The organism is Nostoc sp. UHCC 0870, assembly GCF_022063185.1.
Classification (GTDB): Bacteria; Cyanobacteriota; Cyanobacteriia; order Cyanobacteriales; family Nostocaceae; genus Trichormus.
The window spans coordinates 1,028,767-1,050,314 of record NZ_CP091913.1 but is presented as its reverse complement, the minus strand read 5'-3'; the positions used below and the strand labels follow the sequence as shown (position 1 = coordinate 1,050,314).

The following is a 21,548-nucleotide window of genomic DNA, read 5'->3' as shown; positions in this document are numbered from 1 at the left end:
TAATAACAGGAGGGGTGAGCCATGCAAAGCACCCAGTTTGATAGGATTTTGCGGCGAATCGCAACGATATTATCGGTCGTAATTCTTTCCCTGTGCCTGATTTATGTCTCTACTGGCATTTTGTTGTCTTTTTATTACGAACCCACAGCAGGCGGGGCTTATAACTCACTGAGGATGATTGATACACAGGTTTCCTATGGTTGGTTGTTCCATAGAGCGCATGATATTGCAGGTAATGTGATGATTGCGATCGCTCTGGTGCAAATCGTCATCATGTTTTTAGGAAGGCAATTTCGCCGGAGTTGGCTATTTGCTTGGGTAAGTGGGATTTTATTTACCTTGAGTGCGATCGCTCTTGATTGGACAGCCATGATTCTTGACTGGACTCAAGAAGGCTACTGGCGGTTTAACATTGAGCTAGGCAATATCCAGGCTATTCCCGTGATTGGTTCACAACTGCGAGATATTCTTACAGGTGGTGGAGCAATTAGCAGCATTACTGTTGAGCATTTATACACCCTACACAGCTACATAATTTCCCTAGGGGCGATTATTTTGGCTGTGGTGCATTTGGCGGCTTTATTGTGGCAAGAACAAGAAATGTACACAGAACAAGCCGGGGAGGAAATTCAACTAGCAGCTGCATCACTAGCAGAAAGTTGAGCTAATTTCGCTAAAGGTACTTCTTCCAACTCTGGTAATTTTTCTAGAACTAGAGGCGTAGACTGACTAGCACCAGATAAGCGTTTTAATAGGTTCGGTCTGGGGTCATGTAACAGGTAGATAATGCGATCGCCTACTTCCCAATCTTGGTTAGCTGGCGTAATCTGGAGACGATCTTCTCTTTCTACCAACAACGGGACTAAAACTCCAGTCCGAATTTTTTCTTGGATGCGTTCCTGTTGGGTAGTAAATTCTGCTTCATTGAGTGTAGTTGTCCCTAACTTGACTCGCCCATCATTGAGATACTCATTCCAAGTTTTAATCGCCAAATCCGAGACAAAAGCTTGATTAACTTTATTGTTAGTTGAATTATTAGCTTGGGGGTCACGGGGAAAAACAGCTAAAACTCTTGGAGGATTAAATTCCTCGGCTGCTCGTTGCGCCAAAACAAAATTTACCTCACCATTATTAGTCATCGCCAAGAAAGTCCCCATCGAAGCTAGTCCTGCTTCTTCCAACACCTCAGCATCCAGCGCACTGCTAGCAATTACCCTGATGTTTTGAGCTTCAGCTTGAGCTAAAAATTCTGGTTCAGTATCGATGAGTACAACATTTTCCCCCCGTTCTTGAAAGAAACGGGCAATTAATAGACTTAAGGGATTACAACCGACAATTACCGCACCTGTAGCTTCTTGAGAAGTGATTTGTAGGCATCTAGCAACCCAGCCAGCCGTCAATCCTTGACAAACCACCGTCATGATAATCGTCAGGAAAACCAAAGCTTTAATTGCATCACCACCATTGATGCCATGTTTGGTCAACAAAATCGCAAACAAGGAAGCAACCGAAGCCGAAACAATACCTCTAGGCGCAACCCAGCTTAAAAATAATTTCTGTCGCCAATTTAAGTCACTGTTTCCAGTACACAACAGGATATTAATCGGGCGAACGACAAACATCAACACCAAGACAGTAAATAAACTGCCCCAACCTAAAGCAAACACACTAGCAATGGATAAATCAGCCGCTAGCAGGATAAAGAGTACAGAAACACTCAAAATGGTCAGTTGACCTTTAAAGCTACGCAACAAGCGTTCCTCTGGTACAGAGGAGTTAGCAAATACTGCCCCGGCGACTACAGTAGTCATCACCCCTGATTCGGTGCGAATGATCTGCGCTAGGGTAAACAAACCCCATAGCACCGCCAAAACCACGAGGTTTTTTAACTCGAATGACAAAAAATTGGCGCGTTTGAAAATCAAGCTCATCACATAACCGCCAACAGCACCAATCGCCGCACCAACACCCAGGCGCATGACTAAACCGACGATGGCGTTGATGGGGTCAGCGTCACCATTAACGATGGTGTCCAGCACCACAAAGGCGAGAATTGCGCCGACAGGATCGATTAATACTCCTTCCCCTTCGAGTAGTGTTGCTACTTGGCGGTCTACATTGATTTGCTTTAGTAAGGGGCCAACCACCGTTGGCCCTGTCACCACGACGATAGAAGCGTAGAGAAAAGCTATATTCCAAGGAAACTCACCCAACCAGTGAGCCGCCATACTCCCACCAATCAGCGTTACCAGTGTCCCCAAGGTGACGAGCAGTTGCAGGCTTAAAGAAACTCTACCCAACTCTCGCAAATCTAGGTTTAATCCACCTTCAAATAGAATGATTGCCGTTGCTAGGGCTACAATCACTTCCAATCCTGAGCCGAGTAACTGGGGATGTAAAAGACCAATCCCATCAGAACCCAGGAAAATGCCCACTACGAGTAATAGGACGATGCTGGGTACACGAAAATATGCCGCCAATACTTGCGCGCTAATACCTGCAACGACAGTGATCACCATCTGTAGGGTGACTTCAAAAGATGCTTCCATGCTATGGATTTTGAGCGATGTATTTCAAAATCTTTTGTAAAGAATAATGAATATTCCCTTTACAGGGTACAACATTAGACCATTTATCCTTTGTGAACTTCAGAGTTTTTTTCATACGTAGTTTTTCACAATACTCTATTTCTCGCTATATTGGCGACCGAGTGTGACAATTCGCCAATGATTGGCATAACTTTCTGAGTATTAAACACTAAACAGAATACATCTGTTGATAGATGTGAGTAATCTGCTTGATGAAAGATGTTCACTGTGTACTAGAGGAAAAAGAGTTTAGGGTTAATTGTCTAACAGGGTAGGCTAAAGTGCTGAAAAAAGAAGGACTAAAGTCCTTACTACGAACTTAAAAATTTTTTTCGCCTAATGTCTTGACATTCTCTGAAAAATCCGTTAATTTATAAAAGGTCTGAGGTTGATGCCCCCATCGTCTAGAGGCCTAGGACACCTCCCTTTCACGGAGGTAACGGGGATTCGAATTCCCCTGGGGGTACTGATTAAATTAAAGGAGACTAAAAAGTCTCACCTATATTTTAAGAATTAGTTCCTACAGATAGATTTCTGTAGGAACTTAGTCTTTTTGAACTCTCCTGGCTTTGAAAAACCAGGATTCCGAACTGATATTGCTACGCCTGCTATAAGCAGACTACGCAATGTTTGTTCTGCCCTTCCGGTCTTTGACTGGCTCAAACAGTCCTACTCGCCTCGACCAATTACTTGGCTGTGCGGCTACTTTTAATTAACTCATGATGTTTTTTTGTTATGGGTTTTTCACCAACATCATGAGTGAGATTTTACCCGAAATCTAGTAAAACTAAAATGCTTGGATATTTCAGGCGGATAGCTTTCATTCCCCGGCTAAAAGCCGGAGGTTCTCAGCATAGGTACGATAGTTACTGTTGATTTGCTAGGTAATTGACTCGCTGGTAAATCGCCAGCAAATTAGATTTGAGATCATTGCTGAGACGACGTTCAATAATTGTCACCGGCATAGTCAATTTTGGCCATATTTGGATGCTGTAGCAGAGATTAGTGCCGATTAGTTCATTCAGGACATAAGGTTCTAAACACCAATAACCAGAAAAGCCTTTAAAATCTCCCTCGACCATTTGGAAGTTGATTTCTTTGGGGAAAGATTCTTCCAAGTCTAGAACTACGCGGGCGCAAAAGTTGAAATTGAGTAAACGCTGAGAGCCGATTTGTTCGAGTCGAATTCCACCGTTAGGATGCTTTAAAAGACTGCTTTTGGCTAGGTTGGGAATGAATTCAGTCAAGGCTTCATAATCTGTTAACACCTTCCAGACTCGTTCTACTGGATGGGGAATTTGAACTTTAGCCGTAATTTGTCGTTGTCGCTCGGCAACTTTGGCGATTTGGACATCGACTGGGGGTAAATTAGCTGTATCCGCAACCAAACCCAATTCAGGGTCGAGATTGGGATCGAGTTCAAAGTCTTCTGTGGTTTTTTGTTGGTTAGTCACTTTCAGAATATGGTTTGCTGTCGTCAGAAAACTGGGGCAGAGTCAGGGTGAAACAGATTTCGCTCAGTTGAGAATCAGGTATTGGTGTACTTTCAACTGCGATCGCTCCATTTAAATGCTGCACTAAGGATTTCACTAAAGCGAGTCCTAAGCCAGTACCTGGTGTCCAACGACCTCCTCTACCGCGACGAAACCTATCAAAGATATAGGTCGCCTCTTCTTGGGAGATGCCACGTCCTGTGTTAGTCACTTTGATCATAACTTGATCTACTAACTGATTAACTTGGTGACTGGCGTGCAGGTGAATAACTGTATCCCTCTCTGAGTATGTATACGCATTATTTAATAACTCATGCAGAATTCTGTCAAAACTCTCTAGTTCTGTTTGGAGTTTTAACGGTTTCTCTGGTATGTCTAAATTTATACTTAAGCCTTTTTCTACTAGTTTTGCAGTTAAAGAACTCCTGAGTTCTTGGATTTTCGTATTGACATGAATATTTTCATAGCGTGGCGGTTCTTGCTGCGTCTCTAGTTTTTGCAGAGTCAGCAAGTCATTAATCAAGTTGATTTCTTTAGAACATTCTTGTTCGAGAATCTCCAAGTATCTGCCTTGACGTTCGGCGGTAATCCCTGGTAGACGTAAGTTCTTGATAGACATCATCATATTTGTCAGGGGGTAGCGCAGGCGATCGCTAATGTTGCTCATAAATTCGTCTTTGAGCTGGTTTAACTCCCGCAATTGGTCTACATATTGCCGTGTTCTTTCGTGCAGTTTAGCTTGTAGTTCCAGGCTGCTTTGAAGTTTGGCGGTACGCTCATCCACTAAAGTCTGGACTTGTCGTAGGGTTTTTGACTGAATAATGGCGTTGCTGACTTGAGCGCAGACCATTTCTACTAGATTTAATTCTGCTAGTTGCCACTCACGAGGCACTGCTTGTTGTAGCACTATAAAACCTAAGATTCTACCTTGATTTTCTAATGGCATTAACAGCACGGCTGGCAATTCTGTAATGGCAAATAATGGGGCAACCGTTGTAGTATCTTGTAATTCTGTATAGTCATTGATGATCAGTGGTTTTCCCCCCTCCAGAAAAGCTCGCTGACACAAAGCACAATCTGCCAAAGCAAAAGATTGATTTAAAGATTCTGGTTGACAGGGATTGTCCCTACACCATTCACCAGCAACTTCGGCTTTAGCTTGGGGAATTTGTTTTTTAGTGCGAGTTCTAAATAATGGATCTGTATATTTGAGGAGGATTAATAAACCCCTGTCTGCTTGTAAAGATTCAGCAGTAGATGCTATGGCGAGTTGGAGCATTTGATTTAACTCCAAGTTACTCCGACTTAGTATAGTTAATTGCTTGATCAGGCTTTGATGCTGATTACTTTTTTGTAGATATTGCTGCTGGGTGGAAATTAACTGTGCTTGGGTGACTTGAGAAAAAGCGATCGCACAGGATGAGGCGATCGTGTTGAGTATTTCTTTTTCTGAATTCCCCCAATTATAGGATTGGAATTGGATCAGATTTATTACACCATTATTTTTCCCACCAAAGCGAGTAGGAATCGCTAACACCGATTTGATAGGTAATGGTAACTGTTGACACCCAATCACTAAACTATGACGAATTGTGGCAATATCCTCAATCGTGAAGGGTTCAGTAGCACATTGCAGCACTAACTGTTCAACAGAGAATAGTTCATCTGGCTGGGGCATTCCTAGATATTCATCAGAACACCAACTAGCTGTTGTTGCTTCGGTTGAGTCCTCACTCTTCACCGTAACTAAGCAGCAACAATCTACATTAGTAGCTATGCCTATCAATTTGGCAATTTCTGGCAGCATCAATGCTGTCGATTGACTGCTAGTAATGATGTGATTAATCTTTTGCGCCAACTTGTGGGCTGTTTCTTCCTGATGCTGCATCAGTTTGACTGGGTATGGTTTGAGTCTCTCTGGGTCATCGGGGCGTTGTGGTAACACTAGTAAATGCTTTTTCATTCCTGATTTGTGCTTGAATAATGACCCCATTTGCTTGCACCCAACTTTTTGGCATATTATTCACCGTTCGTTGTGTGGCTATACAGGATGGATGGCAAATCTTACTTGAAGATTTTCTATCATTCTGTTATAGCCCCTTTATTTTGTAGATGACCAAATTATCAGTATATTAGGCTAATTTATACATGACCATAAAAATACTCAAAACTTTCGAGAATACTTAATTTAACTTATGTTTAGGGAAATGGTGTAGTACCAATTAATAACTTTTGCCTTACCATACCTTGTTGGGAACTATACATAAACCGTGATTTCTCTGGATTTCAAACCAGCACTTCATATATAATCACCGCATTACTACTGTGGGGACGCAAATGCTTAAGTAATATTACTTATAGAAAAACTTATAGAGCAATTCAAAAACCCAAAATTTCTGGGTGAAGACAGGAAATACTTTAATGCTTAGTTGACATAGTGTTTAATTTATTAAATTAAAAATATTTATTTGTCAAGCAATCAACATAGAAATTTTCTGATGAGAAGGTGATGAATACAACCTAGTAGCTTATCAAGCAGCAACTAAGCTGTATTCACCTGCATAGCAAACTATCCTGCTAGACTCTCGACAGCGAGAGGAACCATATCGCCGTTTCTGGTTAGTCCTAATAACATGGCTTGTTGGGGTTGAATGAGTTGACCTGTGAGTACACAACGTTCTTCTTGTTGAGCTGTGGCGGCTATACTAGCGCGAATATCGGCTCGTGAAAATCGCGGTTTCCACTCGCCAGATTTTTGCTGTACATAATTCCAGAGAATATCGCGGATGAGGGCTTGATAACCCTGATTCCCGGCAATTTCTTTGAGTTTCTCCTTAAGTTCTCGCTCCAAGCGGATGCTAGTAACTTCCATATCGGTAGTTGGGGTGCGAGTAATTGTGTGCATGACTTTTCTCCTTTAAAGTATGGACAGGATAGTAATACAAGTGTAGTATGTTTAAAGGAATGTTCAATAGGTGAAATTTTCTGTGAAAGCCATTTACCCCATCTCTACTTTCTGGAGCGCAACCAACTATCGCATTAGTTGGGAATCAGGTGCTGTGGGAGTGGAGTATTTATTTATGGGCGATGGTAGCCACCAGCAAGAGCAAATCACAGAGGAAAATCATGATTTTAGATATTTCAGTATTGATGGGCTGAATGCCAAACGACAACTAGATGTAAGAAGCGGGAGGTACAGACAGAGAAATGCTGTACCAAGGTAAGACCAAACAACATGATGGTCAAATTTTACCCCCGCCTCATCTAAATCAGAAGCGGGGGTTTTTTATTAAGGAGTGAAGCGGTGGACGCAATACCAGTATTAGAGTGTGAAAGATGTAACTCTCAAAAACGAGACCACACCCCGGTTGAGGTGGGTATGCAGTTGCGTACTAAACCAAAAATACCAGTTCACCCGGCCGTAGCCTTTGCATTTAGTGAAACTTGGCGAGAAAGTGCCACAAAATTTTGGATAGATGTGCAAGCAAACCTGGAATAGCAGGAGAGCATAAGGAATGCTGAAATTAACTTACACCGAAAGCAGTTTTTATTTGGAATATCTGGCTTTATCGCTAGAGGAATGGGTACAAAAAAGAGTAATTTTAGCACTACGGGTTGGTCACAGTTTATGCGTTGAACCCAGCACTGCTTCCTTTTTGTTACCTGCGGATTTGCCAGGAATCGAAGCACTCAAGGCTGAAGCCAGATTTGCTGACAGTCAAATTATTGATGTGTCAACTGGTGATGCTGAGTATGTGGAAATTACCCTGCGGGGTTCTTGGCTATCAGATGGTTCTGCGGATGCAGACGGTGTGTTTGTGACCGTAATTAGCGATTCGCCTAAGGGCGACAGCTTTGCTTCACGCACAGAACTATTTATACAGAAACTATGGCAAGCAGCGCAAGCTTGCGCCTCTGTGATGAGTGAATGAGGGGAATGGGGATTGGGGATTGGGGATAATTTTTTCTAATGCCCAATTCCCAATTCCTTTTTTATTGCCAATAAATATATTTTTTTTGTTGTTCTGAAAGATGGTTATAAAATTTGACTAAAAACTCATTAGTTAAAGGAGAAGTATTATAGTATAAATATTTTTTTCTATGAGAAGTGTAATCAAAGAAAATGGCAAATCTATCTGAATTGCTTGGTGGTTTACCGCGATGAAAAATACTGCCAGTGGCTGCGAAAATCACTGTACCAGCAGACCCTACACATGATTGATATTGTTTCGGAGATATCACTTTTTGCATGGTTTTATCTGTAAGATAGCCAGATGTGTAATTTAAAGATTTAGCTACTTCTGTTGTTAAAGATTGAGGCAAGTATTGAAATGGCCCTGTCTCTTCATCAACATCATTGATATAAACTATTATTTTTATAACTTGTCGGTCTTCTGTATCTATATGCCAAAGTCTTGATCCTGTTTCTAACTGATTAGCAATATCTCTACGGAAATATGCCCCATGATAGGCTACTGGCAACCCAAGATAATTTTCAATAATATTTAATAATCGTTGTTCTAATCCCCACAAGAAGATTTCTGGATAATCAATCATTTGTTGGGCGTTAGCATGAACCACAAATCCATTTTTTTGGACAGCAATATTAGATTTAATACTTGGTAATAATTTTTGTGCTGATGTTAGCATTTTGGGATTAGATAGAACACCTAATTCCTCTAAGGAAGTAATTGCTATACCTTGCGTTTTTATAGCTTTGACTATATTTAAGTCTGAGCTTGAAAGAACTGGTAAACATGGAAAATGTTCTTTTATATCTGTTTGATAAGCAATATCAGCATGATATTTCATTAAAGGAAATCTTATCAGATTTCTTAATATTTTATTTTGAATCCTGGAAAATAATTTTACCATTAAAGTTTCTTCCTATAATACTAATTAAGTTAAATTTGCTTAATTCAGACGACTAGAATTTTTTATAACTTGGCGATCGCTCAACAAGACTTCATGAGATTTTGGTAAGACTGAAGCCTTATAAAAATACTGCTATTGAGAGAGACTAAATATCTTACTTTAGTTATAGATTTATAGTGCAATTGCACATTTGGCATATATTATTAAACAAGTTTGTGATAAGCACCTCGCTTTCTGATTTTTTAAGAACTAAAGTTCTTACTACAAACCTGCAAAATCATTACATTCGATATTAACTGCGCTTGAGTGCTAAAGTTAGCCCATCTCCAATTGGCACAAGAGAAATTGTTACACGTTCATCATCATATAACTTTTGATTGAAGTTACGGATAGCTTGGGTATTAGGGTTTTGGATTTGCGGATTGGCAACGTTTCCAGACCATAAAACATTATCAATGGCGATTAATCCACCAGGACGGATTAATTGCAAAGCGCGTTCGTAATAATTGAGGTAATTTTGTTTATCTGCATCAATAAAAGCAAAATCAAATGTTGCTGTTTGTCCTTCTGCTAATAGGGTATCTAAAGTTTCCAGTGCTGGTGCTAATCGCAAGTCAATTTTGTCTGCAACTCCTGCTGCTTGCCAATAACGCTTGGCAATGGCTGTAAATTCCTCACTGACATCACAAGCAATTAACTGGCCATCAGTCGGTAACGACAAGGCGACAGAAAGGGAACTGTAGCCAGTAAATACGCCTATTTCTAAGGTTTTTTTTGCGCCCATTAACTGCACTAGCAGGCTCATAAATTGTCCCTGTTCTGGAGAAATCTGCATAACAGCGTGGGGATGATTAGCTGTTTCTTCGCGTAATTTCTGGAGAATTTCTGGTTCTCGCACAGAATTAGCCAGCAAGTAGGTATAAAGTTGTTGATCAAGACCAATCGTTTGTGATGACATAGTATATTAGGGAGTTTTAGGTATCTCCCGCTATACTATCGCTGAAACTCTATCAGAAGTAACATGGTGCGGTTCGTTGTAACAGTGGTTTTGCTGATGCTATTGGTGGGTTGTGGCAATATTGGATTGTTACCAACTAGTGAGTTAGTGCAGAAAGCGATCGCACTCCAGCTAGAACAAACCCAACAGCAACTCAATCAGCAGTTGGATCTCAAGTTCCAAGGGTTTGAAATTAAACACCTGAAAATTCGCCAGGAAGAACCCCTGACGATTGAAAATTTGCCTGCTTTTCGAGTGCGGGGAAACTACGACTTAATTTTTCAGTTACCCAAGAGACAGTTGACAAAACTGCAACAACCGTTTGAAGTTTACTTACAGATTCAACAAGAAGGTAAAACTTGGCGATTGCTGTCACGGAGTAAGACTAGTCAAGATAATCAAACAGTTTGGCGTAGCTATTTAATCCCATAGATAATGTATGCAGCTAGAAAAAGCATCACAAACTTATCCGTAGAAATGCCATAGCCTAGCCATGATTGAGGTGATAGTTTCACCAAGATCAGGGTTATATATGTATTTCAATTTTTTTATTAGTTCGATTGTCGGGATTGTGGCTGTAGTGCTGCTAGGTTTTGGCGTGCTGCAATGGTTTCATGTCCCAGCCGGTAACTTTCTTGATTGGGTTATTGGGGGTGCAAGTTTTTGGTGGTTGTTGGTGATTGTTACTGTCCCCTGGAATATCCATTTTCAAGCCAAGCAAGTTTTAGCGGAAGCCGCACAGTCAATTGAAAAAGAAATACCTGTAGACGAAAGACAAGTTAAGTATGTCAGGATTTTAGCCAAGCGATCGCTCTGGGCTGCTTTAGCTTTACACTTGTTTTCAACTATTGGTCTTTATACCCTCGCCGCCACGGGTATCAGTGCGGTAGGTTATATCAGTTCTGGTGCGGCTTTGTTATTAACTATCTTGCGTCCAGCTATTCGCGCTTATGAATATTTATACGCAAGACTAACGATGATTAGCCAAGAATGGAAATATCCCCGTGAAGATATTTTTGAACTCCGCAATCGCTTCTACGAATTAGAGCAAAAAGTCCAAGTTTTAGAAGACCAACTCAACCCAGAACAACCTTATTCCTTACCAGCGACTCAACAACGCTTTGCTGATGAAACGCGTAAAGACCTAGCTAGAATGTCCGCTAACTTAGAAGAATTCCGGGCTACCAATCAAACCGAACATGAAAGATTAGCTAGGGAAGCACGCAATGCGATCGCGCAACTTTCCACCGATGGGCAATTTTTGGATCATGTCCGCGAAATCATTCGGTTTTTTAAGACAGCTTAACTAATACTGCTGATAGCGAGTTAAACATACCACACCTACTTCTTTACGTCTTGTACCTAAAGGTAGAAAATAAAGGTTAACCTAAACTTAACTTGGGCAACTAGCCAGAAGTCCAAGAAGAACCCGCCAATTTATTTGCAGTGCAACTGAGGTCAAATGACGCAATCTTGCAATCAAGCCAAAGAGTGGGAAGAACGTCGTGATACAGCCAATAGCTACTATAAGCAGGGAAAATTTCAAGAATATCTTGATTTAGTCCAGAAAAATTTACAGTTAGCTAGAGCCATTTCAGATCGAGCTAGAGAAGGACATACATTAAATGACATTGGTTTAGCTTATCTGGGTTGTTGTCAAATGCAACAAGCATTAGATTCTTTCAAGCAGGCTTTAGCTGTCGCCGTTGAGCTTGGTAACTTGCAAGCAGAAGCAACAGCACTCAGCAATGTAGGTTCTACTTATAGTCGCATAGGAAAACTTTCCCAGGCTTTGGAGTATCTAGAGAAAGCCGCGCAAATTTTTCGGGAACTGCAAGACACCCTAGGGGAAGTTTCCACTCTCAATGATGTCGCGCTGATTCATATCAGATTAGGCGAACCAAAACGAGCTTTATTGCTACAAAACCAAATTTTAGCAATGCGTCGATTACTGGGAGACTTTTCTGGTGAAGCGACAACCCTCAATGGCATTGGATTTGCCTACAGTATTTTAGGTGATCAAGAAAAAGCTCTAGAATTTCTGCAAGCAGCACTACCAATTCAAAAGGCTACGAAGAATACTGTTGGTGAAGCAATTACCTTAAACAATATTGCTTCTATTTATATAGATATAGGACAACCCAAACAAGCACTATTGCTCTATCATCAAGTGCTTTTATCACGTCGTGCTATGGGCGATCGCTCCGGCGAGGCCAATACCCTCAATAATATTGGTTATATCTACAACCACCTAGATATTCACCGCAAAGCCCTAAAATTCTACAGGCAAGCTGTGGAGATTTATCAACAACAGGGTGATTCTGTTGGTGAAATTGCTACTTTGCTCAACATGGGTAGCCTTTACGCCAAAACAAAACGTAAAAGTTTAGCGCGAGTTTGTTATCAAAATGCCCAGCAATTAGCAGAGCAAATCGCAGACCCGACTATCCAAGACAAGGTGAAGCAGTTTATAGATGCGCTTTGAGTAGTGAGTGCTGAGTAGTGAGTGCTGAGTGCTGAGTGCTGAGTGCTGAGTGCTGAGTGCTGAGTGCTGAGTAGTGAGTGCTGAGTGCTGAGTCATTAGTTAGGGACTTCACTCCCTTACTTTCTCACTACCCGATCTCTAAACTCTATTAGCGTTTAAAAATCCGGCTGAATCATATAGGCGTTTGAGCATGGCGGTGATTTTTGTCCCGTACTCTAAATCTGCTGACCAGCGTCCTGAGAGTTGTTCAATGAGTGGGGCTACGCCACGGGTAACAAAACGAAAACGGGGGTCTACAACTTCATTCACTAGAGGTTCTAGACTGGCGTAGGCTTTGAGGTGTTGAATGTGCGCCCTGACTCCAATTCTGGCACTAGGAAAAGAGGCGGCTTCAGCACCACCACCAATAGATCCTAAACCCGCAAAGTTATTTTGCTCAGGTCTTAAGTCTCCGCCAAAGCGCAAAAATCCTGTTTCTAGACACATCTGACAGAAGGCGATGTCATAATTAACTCCTTCTAAAGCTCCTTCTTCTCGATAGAGTTTGGGTATATCAGGAAACTTGTTGAGGGCATTTTCATTATTATTTCTTAAAAAGAGTTGCAACTCAATTTCTGAAGTGTTGCCATGCGCCATAATTTTGTCAAATTGACCAGGGCAAATTACCAAATTTGAGCGCAAAGTGACAGTCCGAGTGCTTGCTTCCCAACCAACTGCAATATTAAAATCGCGCAATTCCACAGCTTTGAGATAGACCACTTTACGATAGGTAATCCGATTGACATTGGGTGATTTTGACAAGTCAATCCGCAGCCGATCTACTAAATCAATGGGAATATAAGCATTACCATTGACTAAAATACCTTGTTCTGCATAGGTTTGCCCATTGATGTTGATGTTGATTGGGGGATAAACTGGATCTGGGGGAGTGCCTGGGGTGGGGTCAATAACACGACTCCAAGATGCTAGCCCGTCGGCAATGCCCAAAGCGAAATCTCGGCGGCGATTTTGTAGCAAAGCCCGATCCTCTGGACTGCTGATAAACCCTACTTGCATTAATAAAGAGGCGATCGCAATTTGCCGACAAAAGGCTAAACTCCCTAAACCACTCTCGGTATCTGGTTTTACACCTCGGTTTGGCAGTTGGGGAACACGACGCAATAGTCCCACTAGTAGCAGTTCGCCATTATTCTTGCGCTCATTGTTATTGGCAATGTGAAACACACTAGCCCCCCGTACAACTGGACTACTGGCAGAATCAGCATGGATTTCTAGAGCCACATCACCGCGACGCACGCGAGAATTAATCCAGCCAATAGTACCCGCAGCACTGAGATCATCAGGAACAGCTAATACTTCAAAACTCCGCGATCGCAGTTCTGTTACAATCAAATCTCGCAGCAAAATCATTTCTCTAGCTTCTGTCGTCCCACCAGCGATCGATCCTGGATCTAGCCTTCCTCCTTCTTGGCCTCCGTGGGCTGCTGAAATAAAAATACGCCCCATTTACCGTAATTCCTCTGAATAAAATTAAGACTAGCAATTCTATACAATATTCTTCATTTGGCAACAACAATATAATATCCATCAGACGTGATTAATCATTGATATTTTGCTATTTCTCCCAAGTTGGGGAAGAAGCAGGGGGCAGGGGGCAGAGGAGAAAAACTATTCACTAATGACTAATGACCATTAACTAATATGCAAATTCCGCGCCTACACCCAGACACAATTGAAGAAATTAAACATCGTGCTGATATTGTCGATGTTGTATCAGAATATGTGGTGTTACGCAAGCGTGGTAAGGATTTTGTCGGGTTGTGTCCTTTCCACGATGAAAAAAGTCCTAGTTTCACTGTCAGCCAAACTAAGCAAATGTATTATTGCTTTGGCTGTCAAGCTGGGGGTAATGCAATTAAGTTTTTGATGGATTTGGGTAAGCAGTCCTTTTCTGAGGTGGTGTTAGATTTAGCACGGCGTTACCAAGTGCCTGTCAAAACTTTAGAACCAGAACAACGCCAAGAGTTACAGCGTCAGATATCTTTGCGGGAACAGTTGTATGAGGTTCTGGCTTCATCTGCACAGTTTTATCAACACGCCTTGCGTCAATCTCAAGGACAATCGGCACTCAAGTATTTACGCAGCGATCGCCTGTTTAATGAAGCTACAATCCAGCAGTTTGGCTTGGGTTATGCCCCTCCCGGTTGGGAAACTCTCCACCGCTATTTGGTAGAAGATAAGCACTATCCCGTGCAGTTGGTGGAAAAGGCAGGTTTGATTAAACCCCGCAAGGAAGGTGGCGGGTATTATGATGTATTCCGCGATCGCCTGATGATTCCGATTCGTGATGTGCAAGGGCGAGTGATTGCCTTTGGTGGTAGAACTTTGAGTGATGAACAACCCAAATATTTAAATTCCCCAGAAACAGAATTATTTAATAAGGGGAGAACTTTATTTGCTTTAGATCAAGCCAAACCTGGGATTTCCCAACTTGATCAAGCGGTGGTAGTGGAGGGATATTTTGATGCGATCGCTCTCCACGCTTCTGGTATTAATAATGCTGTTGCCTCCCTCGGTACGGCGTTGAGTTTGGAACAAGTCAGGCTGATATTGCGCTACACTGACTCGAAACAATTGGTACTCAATTTTGATGCTGATAAGGCGGGAACAAATGCTGCGGAACGAGCCATTGGGGAAATCGCTGATTTAGCTTATAAGGGTGAAGTTCAGCTGAAAATTCTCAATATTCCCGACGGTAAAGATGCTGATGAGTATTTACGTTCCCATAGCCGAGAAGATTATGAACAATTATTAGTCAATGCGCCTCTGTGGATAGATTGGCAGATTCAGCAAATTATCCAAGACCGTAACTTAAAACAGGCTACAGATTTTCAACAAGTTACACAACAAATTGTAAAGCTACTTAAAAATATAGTTAACGGTGACACCCGTAACTATTATGTTTCTCACTGTGCAGAAATCCTCAGCTTAGGTGATGTGAGGCTTATACCCCTAAGAGTCGAAAATCTATTAACTCAAATCACTCCATCGACGGCTAAATATTCTCAGCCTGTAGCTATCAAAAGAACGGGAAATGGGGGAAAACTTTCTCTAGTCCCCAGTCCTCAATCCCTAATTCCCAAAGACCGCAGCCTTCTAGAACAAGCAGAAGCCTTGTTACTAGGGATTTACTTGCATTGCGCTGAACAGCGTCAAGCTATTGTTGCAGCCTTAGAAGAGCGAGATTTAGAATTTAGCCTTTCTCACCATCGATTGTTGTGGCAAGAGATTTTAGAGTTAATGGGGGAACAGGTAGATTTAATCTCTAGTTTGCAAGACAGATATTTAGAATTATCTGAAGATATAGCAATCATCTCTCATCTGTTTCATCTCAACGAGAAAGGGAAGAAAGAGATCATGCGTACTCCCCAAGTTGTGCAAGCTGCGATCGCTTGTATGGAAAGAGTGCTAAGAGAAAAGCGTTATCGGCACTTTTTGGAACTGTGGGAAGCAACTGATCCAGAAGCTGAACCAGAAAAATGGCAGTCTTATTATCAAGCTTTTTATACCGAAAAATTAAAGCTGCAAGAATTAGACCGTCAACGACAGTTTTCTATTACAGAATTGTTGTAATCCATTGATTATTTTTGCTGCTGTGATTGCTGGCTTTGAGCTACTTGTCTAACTTGCTCAATGTCTAAGCCTAGTTGCTCTGCTATTTGCTCTACTGTTGCACCTAAACTGAGCATAAAGGGTACAGCCTCAAGTTTACCTTCTTGTTTGCCTTCTTGTTTGCCTTCTTGATAAACTTTAGTTTGTTTTAAATCACTTAAGCCTAACATTTGCTCAATCTCCTTTCTACTAACTTTAGGAAATTTATAGATAATTATCGTCTCTATTAATTGTATAATGTCCCGTTGGGTAATTTCATCTGTTATTTGTTGTCGAGCAAGGACTATTAACTCCCTGGCTTTCATCCCCGCAGTGGTTTCGGGTTCAATAACTAACTTGACTGTCTCTATACCAATTGATTGTTCATCTTTTGAGTTTAACTCATCAAGATAGACACGTTTTACTCGTTGCGATGTCAGTAATTCTATATATCTTTCTGTTTCTCCTATATCAATACTTTTACTAGGATAAACAATTACTCCTTGCCAATTATTGAGCAATTCGGTTTTATCCAGATACAGGAAGATTTCTGTAAAGAGCCGTGAATATATTTTTTTGTCTGGTTGAAATTGAACTTCAACAAAATAAATAGGTAATGTATCGTTGTTGGGAAGAAATACCCCATCAATGCGAAATGCCAGTTGCTTGACTTCAACTGACGAAAATTGATAGATATTTGCTATTGTTGGAGACTGGTCAATAAGTTCAAAGAAGATGCCAGGGAAACTTTGAAACAATCGGTAGAATATGCTGTCTGTTTTCACGGATGTTTGACGAATAGATTTTTTACATATAGGTTGCATATTTCCAGGTTTAGGTACACTCTGTCAAGAGTGAAAATTTAAGTGATATAGGGTATTTTTGCTCAAAATATCTAGATTTAGGTTTATTTTAAAACTATTAAAAGACGCAATTTATCGCGTCTATACATGAAACTTTTGGGCTTGTCTGAAATGTATTGTGCTATTGTACGTCTCTACAAAGCATGGTGAATTTCTCTAAAAATATAAACTTGACCAAACAATCTAAGCTATTCAAATTTGCTCTGAGAAATTTTACAACTGGCATATCTTAATACAGAATTATGGCAATACTTTAAATATACTGTTGTAGGGTTTGATCTTATTTAAGAAATATCAATTGGTAAGTATATATCTTAAGTAAGAAGCACCTAAACACTAAGTAGAAAATCTATTACTATTACTTGTCATAACATTACATATGAATAAAACACACGATCAGTCTTACAAGAAAACTGCTCTGATTACTGGTGCAGCTAGTGGCATTGGTTACGAACTAGCACGTATTTTTGCTCATGATAGTTACAATCTTGTACTAGTAGATAGAAACCAATTAAAACTCACAGAAATTGCTACTGAATTTCAAGAAAAATTTCATATTTCTCTCAAAATTATTAGTAAAGATTTATCTCGATCAACTTCTCCTGAAGAAATTTTCACAGAGTTACAACAGGAAAGCATTAATGTTGATGTACTCGTCAATAACGTGGGATTTGGCACTTATGGATTGTTTAATGAAACAAGCCTTAATGATGAACTGGAAATGCTCCAGGTTAATTTGGTATGTTTGACCCATTTAACTAAGTTATTTTTGAAAAATATGGTCAAGCAAGGTGAGGGGAAAATCTTAAATGTTGCGTCATCTGCTGCTTTTCAACCAGGCCCTTTAATGGCAGTTTATTTTGCTACTAAAGCCTATGTTTTATCTTTCTCCGAAGCACTTGCTAATGAATTAGAAGGTACAGGTGTGACTGTGACAGTTATGTGTCCAGGAACAACGGAATCAGCTTTTCATGAAAGAACCGGAATGGCAGACTCGAAGCTGATTAAGAAGAAAAATATGATGGATGCTCAAACAGTAGCAGAGATTGGTTATCGGGGTTTAATGAAGGGTAAAACCATTGTTATTCCTGGGCTAGAAAATAAAATTATGGCAAAACTTGTCAGATTTATACCTAGAAGTTTAGTAACTAAAATTGTGAGAAAAATGCAGGAGAATAATTAGATGTGCAATAGAACCTAACTATACTCAGAAATTATTCATACTGACGCACCCTACCCAATCATCAATTGTGGATAATTTATTTTTTGGTGTTCCCTTAACCTGTGAGTAGCCGCTTTTGTTTGAAAAATGGAATTGAGAAATAGGGATGTATTATACAACTGAATCCATGTTGTATTTATAGCTTACATATTTCCAGGTTTATTTAAACTGGCTGTTCTTTTTGAGAATAAAGGTGATCACAATATATTGCCCAAATAGCACCAAATAAGCCGCTTAAAGACCCTGCGATCGCAGCTGTAAACCCCCATCCCAATGGTCCAGCCCAATTAGTAATTTCTTTTAAAATTGCTGTACTCGCTTTACTAACTATATAGGCTGTTCCCGTAGCACCAAATGTTACTAAACCCAACTCTGCCAATATTTCTATTAGTCCCTTAGTTGATAATTCTTCTTCAAAATAAATCCTCCAAATAGTGGTGTACATAAGAATATCAGAAGCAGTTAATATGAACTGTTTGGGAATTTCTCCTCCTGGTGTGGGTGCAACTGAAGCCGTACCACTACCAATGGCATAGGTGGTAATTGCTAACACAGTTTCCAATCGTTTTTTACCTACATTGCCCACATTTTTATCTCCAATAACAGTCTACAATTGGTTACTGTAACTAGAATAGAAGTAAATTAAAAATTTGTAGTTAATGCTTCTATTCTTATATCGTCGTGGTAGTAAAAAATACACAATAATTGATATTGAAATTAACAACGTTCGCACCCAGATTCACCAATAATAAAGCTCTTTTTTAGATATAACAATAATAATTAAAATTAATCAACATTATTAATAAAGTCCGCCAAAGCGGACTAACTACAAGGGCTAATTGCTACCTTTGTAATTGACAATTATGTCAGATAGCGTTTTCATTGTCTCCTATGTAATTCCCTTAATCAAGCCTAAAATATTAAAAATTCGGACATAATAGCTGATATAAATAAAGTCCGCTTGCGCGGACTACGGACATTGGATAAGGTTAGGTTATTACCAAGATGACCTACTATATTACTAGAGGCTGATTTCATTCTTTACTAATATTCTAAATAAAACAAGTGCTAAAGCTTGACTCCTTGGACATAAAAACCTGAAATATGTCTCAAAATCATCGGTTAAAAAGCACTTGAATGCTGTGCATATTTTTCTATAAGACGAATTTTATATATCTAGAAGCTTCTAACTTGATGGATAAAGTAATTTAAATTACCACCAGATTAAGACATAAATAAGAGAATTATGGCTAGATGATTTTCATTCTTTCTAGAGTAATTAGATAAAAATTAAATAGTGGTTCACGAGGATAACCCTGGAAAAACTCCGGGGTTTTATTTATATAGCGATTTTAAATCATACTTGAGACTGCATAAACCCAATCTATTGGAGAACCTGGGTTTATGCAGTCTCAAAATTTTTATAAATTAAATTATAAGTGCTATTTTTTATTCTCAAAAACTAGACACTTAATGCGGACTACTAGATATGCTTCAATCTGGGGGTAGATTTTTTAATATTTCAAGTGTTTCATCACACCAATCTATCCAGGTTTGTTCATATCTCATCCCTGCTCTTAAAACTAAAGTTCTCAGTTTCTCTTCCTTAGTTAATACTTTTGATGGAGGACATTTTTCTTGCTCTATTTGTCGATATGTCGATAATTTGTCTATATGAACTCTCCGATGACGTTCTACGTCTTCTATCAGCACATTAACTGGTACTAAACTACCAGAAAAAATCTTCACTAACACATCTTCTCTAATGACATTAGGTTCACTAGGTTTGTGCATCCATTCCACTAAATGCTGTTTCCCCTGTTCTGTGATTGAGTAAATTTTCTTGTCTAGGCGACCTTCACGAGGAATAATCTCGGACACAACCAAGCCTGTTGACTCCAGTTTCCCTAATTCTCTGTAAATTTGTTGCTGGGAAGCTTGCCAAAAATAACCTACACATTCACTAAAGACCTTAGACAGATCATAACCACTGTGAGGAGCATCAATTAAACAGGTCAGAATTGCTTGCGATAAACCCATAGGGAAATACTTGACAGATATTTTCTTCAGTGTACACTAGAGTTTGTATACAACAAGTTGAATAAATATATTTTAGTAACAAATGTTGTACACAGTAAATTTAGCTTCTCCAACTCCGGCGGTGACTTTATGCAAAACCTTCAACCAGACCGAGTTAGGAATTTTAAGTATCCTAATAGAACCCTGATTGTGGGTGCTGTGGCTTTAGCTGTGGCTAGTGGTGCGAGTTCATTGTATTTTTTGTCCAGTGCGGGAAATTCTGGGGAAAAAGCTACTTCCGTTGTTAGCCGTCCTGTAATGAAAGCAGTGACAGCTTTAGGTCGGATAGAACCCGAAGGGGAAGTGATACAAGTATCGGTTTCGCAGACGGCTGGTAGTAATCGCGTAGCAGAACTTTTAGTGAAACAGGGCGATCGCATTCAGAAAGGTCAAATCATTGCTATTCTAGATAATCGGGATATTCGGCTGGCAACTTTAAATAGAGCCAAACAACAGGTTAAAGTTGCCCAATCACAATTAGCACAGGTAAAAGCTGGGGCAAAACAGGGAGAAATTGCTGCTCAACAAGCCATAATATCTGAATTAGAAGCTGAACTGCGTCAAGAAGTAGTTGCTAGAGTAGCGACAGTCAAACGCTTAGAAGCCGAAGTTAGAAATGCTGAAATAGAATATCAGCGTTACCAATATCTGCAAAAAACAGGTGCTGTTTCTGTTTCTATGGGAGATAGCAAAAAATTAACCCTAGAAACAGCACAAGAGAGTTTACGGGAGGCTGTGGCTAACCAGACTCAAACATCAGAAACCCTCAAAGAAAGACTCAGACAAGCAAAAGCCACTTTAGAAAAGATTGCAGAGGTGCGTCCCACTGATGTGCAAGCCGCACAAGCAGAAGTAGAAAATGCCAAAGCCGCCGTACAAGAAGCTCAAGCTAACTTAGATTTAGCTTATGTTAAATCGCCTAAAGTCGGTCAAATCTTAAAAATTCATACTTGGGGTGGGGAAGTAGTCAGCGACAAAGGGATTGTAGAAATTGGACAGACTAATCAAATGTATGTCGTTGCAGAAGTTTATGAAGTTGACATCAATCGCGTCAAAATCGGACAAAGTGCAACTATCACCCAACTTAACTTCCGAGAAAAACTAGAAGGGACAGTAGATGACATTGGCTTACTGATAGCCAAAAAAGACGTACTCAGCACCGACCCCGCAGCCGACATTGATTCACGAGTAGTAGAAGTTAAAATTCGCCTCACCCCAGAGTCGAGTCAAAAGGTAGAGGGTTTAACAAATTCTAAAGTTAGAGTTGCGATGACTGGGGAGTAGGGAGTAACTAA

At 40.2% G+C, this 21,548-nt stretch carries 20 protein-coding genes, 1 tRNA gene and 1 pseudogene; 11 read left to right on the top strand and 11 right to left on the bottom strand.

Annotated elements, in window-relative coordinates; genetic code table 11:
• Positions 1–21 precede the first annotated feature (21 nt).
• The gene (locus tag L6494_RS04645) at positions 22–663 is read left to right on the top strand and encodes a cytochrome b N-terminal domain-containing protein (RefSeq protein WP_237991667.1); all 642 of its coding nucleotides are present in this window, start codon (positions 22–24) and stop codon (positions 661–663) included.
• Here the strand turns inward: L6494_RS04645 and L6494_RS04640 are convergent.
• Positions 630–2,549, bottom strand: a complete 1,920-nt coding sequence (locus L6494_RS04640) for a cation:proton antiporter (RefSeq protein WP_237991666.1) — start codon at positions 2,547–2,549, stop codon at positions 630–632. The two genes, L6494_RS04645 and L6494_RS04640, sit on opposite strands and share 34 nt — an antisense overlap.
• A 432-nt stretch (positions 2,550–2,981) precedes the next feature.
• Between L6494_RS04640 and L6494_RS04635 the strand changes: the two genes are divergently transcribed.
• Positions 2,982–3,054 (top strand) — tRNA-Glu (locus L6494_RS04635).
• Positions 3,055–3,454: 400 nt separating this feature from the next.
• Here the strand turns inward: L6494_RS04635 and L6494_RS04630 are convergent.
• From L6494_RS04630 to L6494_RS04620, 3 genes are all read right to left on the bottom strand, one after another.
• Positions 3,455–4,042, bottom strand: a complete 588-nt coding sequence (locus L6494_RS04630; RefSeq protein WP_237991665.1) for an SRPBCC family protein — start codon at positions 4,040–4,042, stop codon at positions 3,455–3,457.
• Positions 4,035–6,044 carry a GAF domain-containing sensor histidine kinase gene (locus L6494_RS04625; protein WP_237991664.1) on the bottom strand — a complete coding sequence of 670 codons (2,010 nt, stop codon included), beginning with the start codon at positions 6,042–6,044 and terminating at the stop codon, positions 4,035–4,037. The genes L6494_RS04630 and L6494_RS04625 overlap by 8 nt, the downstream gene beginning before the upstream one ends.
• Before the next feature lie 606 nt (positions 6,045–6,650).
• Positions 6,651–6,986: a ribbon-helix-helix domain-containing protein gene (locus L6494_RS04620; RefSeq protein WP_237991663.1), complete on the bottom strand. Its 336-nt coding sequence runs from the start codon at positions 6,984–6,986 to the stop codon at positions 6,651–6,653.
• A gap of 70 nt (positions 6,987–7,056) precedes the next feature.
• On the opposite strand from L6494_RS04620, the gene L6494_RS04615 reads away from it, so the two are divergent.
• The 3 genes and pseudogenes from L6494_RS04615 to L6494_RS04605 all read left to right on the top strand — a co-directional run bounded on the left by L6494_RS04615 (position 7,057) and on the right by L6494_RS04605 (position 8,013).
• Positions 7,057–7,305: a hypothetical protein gene (locus L6494_RS04615; RefSeq protein WP_237991662.1), complete on the top strand. Its 249-nt coding sequence runs from the start codon at positions 7,057–7,059 to the stop codon at positions 7,303–7,305.
• A 95-nt stretch (positions 7,306–7,400) separates the two neighbouring features.
• Positions 7,401–7,580, top strand: a pseudogene (locus L6494_RS04610) (HNH endonuclease); the annotation flags it as partial.
• Positions 7,581–7,596: 16 nt separating this feature from the next.
• A complete protein-coding gene (locus tag L6494_RS04605; protein ID WP_237991661.1) occupies positions 7,597–8,013 on the top strand; it encodes an alr0857 family protein in 417 nt (138 codons plus the stop codon).
• Between the two features lie 61 nt (positions 8,014–8,074).
• Here L6494_RS04605 and L6494_RS04600 read toward each other — a convergent pair whose 3' ends face one another.
• Together L6494_RS04600 and L6494_RS04595 are read right to left on the bottom strand one after the other, a co-directional pair.
• Positions 8,075–8,956: a 2OG-Fe(II) oxygenase gene (locus L6494_RS04600; protein ID WP_237991660.1), complete on the bottom strand. Its 882-nt coding sequence runs from the start codon at positions 8,954–8,956 to the stop codon at positions 8,075–8,077.
• A gap of 292 nt (positions 8,957–9,248) precedes the next feature.
• On the bottom strand, positions 9,249–9,914 hold the full coding sequence (locus L6494_RS04595) for a class I SAM-dependent methyltransferase (RefSeq protein ID WP_237991659.1): 666 nt from the start codon (positions 9,912–9,914) through the stop codon (positions 9,249–9,251).
• Positions 9,915–9,977: 63 nt separating this feature from the next.
• On the opposite strand from L6494_RS04595, the gene L6494_RS04590 reads away from it, so the two are divergent.
• The 3 genes from L6494_RS04590 to L6494_RS04580 all read left to right on the top strand — a co-directional run bounded on the left by L6494_RS04590 (position 9,978) and on the right by L6494_RS04580 (position 12,438).
• On the top strand, positions 9,978–10,385 hold the full coding sequence (locus tag L6494_RS04590) for a hypothetical protein (protein WP_237991658.1): 408 nt from the start codon (positions 9,978–9,980) through the stop codon (positions 10,383–10,385).
• Positions 10,386–10,485: 100 nt separating this feature from the next.
• The gene (locus L6494_RS04585; RefSeq protein WP_237991657.1) at positions 10,486–11,259 is read left to right on the top strand and encodes a hypothetical protein; all 774 of its coding nucleotides are present in this window, start codon (positions 10,486–10,488) and stop codon (positions 11,257–11,259) included.
• A 156-nt stretch (positions 11,260–11,415) separates the two neighbouring features.
• On the top strand, positions 11,416–12,438 hold the full coding sequence (locus L6494_RS04580) for a tetratricopeptide repeat protein (RefSeq protein ID WP_237991656.1): 1,023 nt from the start codon (positions 11,416–11,418) through the stop codon (positions 12,436–12,438).
• Here L6494_RS04580 and L6494_RS30845 read toward each other — a convergent pair.
• Both L6494_RS30845 and tftA read right to left on the bottom strand, forming a co-directional pair.
• Complete coding sequence (locus L6494_RS30845) at positions 12,422–12,550, bottom strand: hypothetical protein (protein ID WP_269139282.1); 129 nt, start codon at positions 12,548–12,550, stop codon at positions 12,422–12,424. The genes L6494_RS04580 and L6494_RS30845 overlap by 17 nt on opposite strands.
• A 26-nt stretch (positions 12,551–12,576) precedes the next feature.
• Complete coding sequence (tftA, locus tag L6494_RS04575) at positions 12,577–13,944, bottom strand: hormogonium tapered terminus morphoprotein TftA (RefSeq protein ID WP_237991655.1); 1,368 nt, start codon at positions 13,942–13,944, stop codon at positions 12,577–12,579.
• Positions 13,945–14,139: 195 nt separating this feature from the next.
• On the opposite strand from tftA, the gene dnaG reads away from it, so the two are divergent.
• Complete coding sequence (gene dnaG, locus L6494_RS04570) at positions 14,140–16,071, top strand: DNA primase (protein ID WP_237991654.1); 1,932 nt, start codon at positions 14,140–14,142, stop codon at positions 16,069–16,071.
• 8 nt (positions 16,072–16,079) lie between these two features.
• Here dnaG and L6494_RS04565 read toward each other — a convergent pair whose 3' ends face one another.
• Positions 16,080–16,874 (bottom strand): Rpn family recombination-promoting nuclease/putative transposase, encoded by a 795-nt coding sequence (locus L6494_RS04565; RefSeq protein ID WP_237995800.1) that lies wholly within the window; start codon positions 16,872–16,874, stop codon positions 16,080–16,082.
• Positions 16,875–17,331: 457 nt separating this feature from the next.
• On the opposite strand from L6494_RS04565, the gene L6494_RS04560 reads away from it, so the two are divergent.
• Positions 17,332–18,135 carry an SDR family NAD(P)-dependent oxidoreductase gene (locus tag L6494_RS04560; RefSeq protein ID WP_237991653.1) on the top strand — a complete coding sequence of 268 codons (804 nt, stop codon included), beginning with the start codon at positions 17,332–17,334 and terminating at the stop codon, positions 18,133–18,135.
• A gap of 202 nt (positions 18,136–18,337) precedes the next feature.
• Here L6494_RS04560 and L6494_RS04555 read toward each other — a convergent pair whose 3' ends face one another.
• Complete coding sequence (locus L6494_RS04555) at positions 18,338–18,760, bottom strand: hypothetical protein (protein ID WP_237991652.1); 423 nt, start codon at positions 18,758–18,760, stop codon at positions 18,338–18,340.
• A gap of 908 nt (positions 18,761–19,668) precedes the next feature.
• The gene (locus tag L6494_RS04550; RefSeq protein WP_237991651.1) at positions 19,669–20,214 is read right to left on the bottom strand and encodes a PadR family transcriptional regulator; all 546 of its coding nucleotides are present in this window, start codon (positions 20,212–20,214) and stop codon (positions 19,669–19,671) included.
• A 129-nt stretch (positions 20,215–20,343) separates the two neighbouring features.
• On the opposite strand from L6494_RS04550, the gene L6494_RS04545 reads away from it, so the two are divergent.
• On the top strand, positions 20,344–21,537 hold the full coding sequence (locus tag L6494_RS04545) for an ABC exporter membrane fusion protein (RefSeq protein ID WP_237991650.1): 1,194 nt from the start codon (positions 20,344–20,346) through the stop codon (positions 21,535–21,537).
• Positions 21,538–21,548 lie beyond the last annotated feature (11 nt).

What these genes read in the sequence shown, in the direction of transcription:
- L6494_RS04645 (WP_237991667.1), top strand. Translation starts at nt 22, where the DNA reads ATGCAAAGCACCCAGTTTGATAGGATTTTGCGGCGAATCGCAACGATA.
- L6494_RS04640 (WP_237991666.1), bottom strand. Translation starts at nt 2,549, where the DNA reads ATGGAAGCATCTTTTGAAGTCACCCTACAGATGGTGATCACTGTCGTT.
- L6494_RS04580 (WP_237991656.1), top strand. Translation starts at nt 11,416, where the DNA reads ATGACGCAATCTTGCAATCAAGCCAAAGAGTGGGAAGAACGTCGTGAT.
- L6494_RS04585 (WP_237991657.1), top strand. Translation starts at nt 10,486, where the DNA reads ATGTATTTCAATTTTTTTATTAGTTCGATTGTCGGGATTGTGGCTGTA.
- tftA (WP_237991655.1), bottom strand. Translation starts at nt 13,944, where the DNA reads ATGGGGCGTATTTTTATTTCAGCAGCCCACGGAGGCCAAGAAGGAGGA.
- L6494_RS04590 (WP_237991658.1), top strand. Translation starts at nt 9,978, where the DNA reads ATGGTGCGGTTCGTTGTAACAGTGGTTTTGCTGATGCTATTGGTGGGT.
- L6494_RS04620 (WP_237991663.1), bottom strand. Translation starts at nt 6,986, where the DNA reads ATGCACACAATTACTCGCACCCCAACTACCGATATGGAAGTTACTAGC.
- L6494_RS04600 (WP_237991660.1), bottom strand. Translation starts at nt 8,956, where the DNA reads ATGGTAAAATTATTTTCCAGGATTCAAAATAAAATATTAAGAAATCTG.
- L6494_RS04560 (WP_237991653.1), top strand. Translation starts at nt 17,332, where the DNA reads ATGAATAAAACACACGATCAGTCTTACAAGAAAACTGCTCTGATTACT.
- L6494_RS04545 (WP_237991650.1), top strand. Translation starts at nt 20,344, where the DNA reads ATGCAAAACCTTCAACCAGACCGAGTTAGGAATTTTAAGTATCCTAAT.
- dnaG (WP_237991654.1), top strand. Translation starts at nt 14,140, where the DNA reads ATGCAAATTCCGCGCCTACACCCAGACACAATTGAAGAAATTAAACAT.
- L6494_RS04595 (WP_237991659.1), bottom strand. Translation starts at nt 9,914, where the DNA reads ATGTCATCACAAACGATTGGTCTTGATCAACAACTTTATACCTACTTG.
- L6494_RS04605 (WP_237991661.1), top strand. Translation starts at nt 7,597, where the DNA reads ATGCTGAAATTAACTTACACCGAAAGCAGTTTTTATTTGGAATATCTG.
- L6494_RS04625 (WP_237991664.1), bottom strand. Translation starts at nt 6,044, where the DNA reads ATGAAAAAGCATTTACTAGTGTTACCACAACGCCCCGATGACCCAGAG.
- L6494_RS04550 (WP_237991651.1), bottom strand. Translation starts at nt 20,214, where the DNA reads ATGGGTTTATCGCAAGCAATTCTGACCTGTTTAATTGATGCTCCTCAC.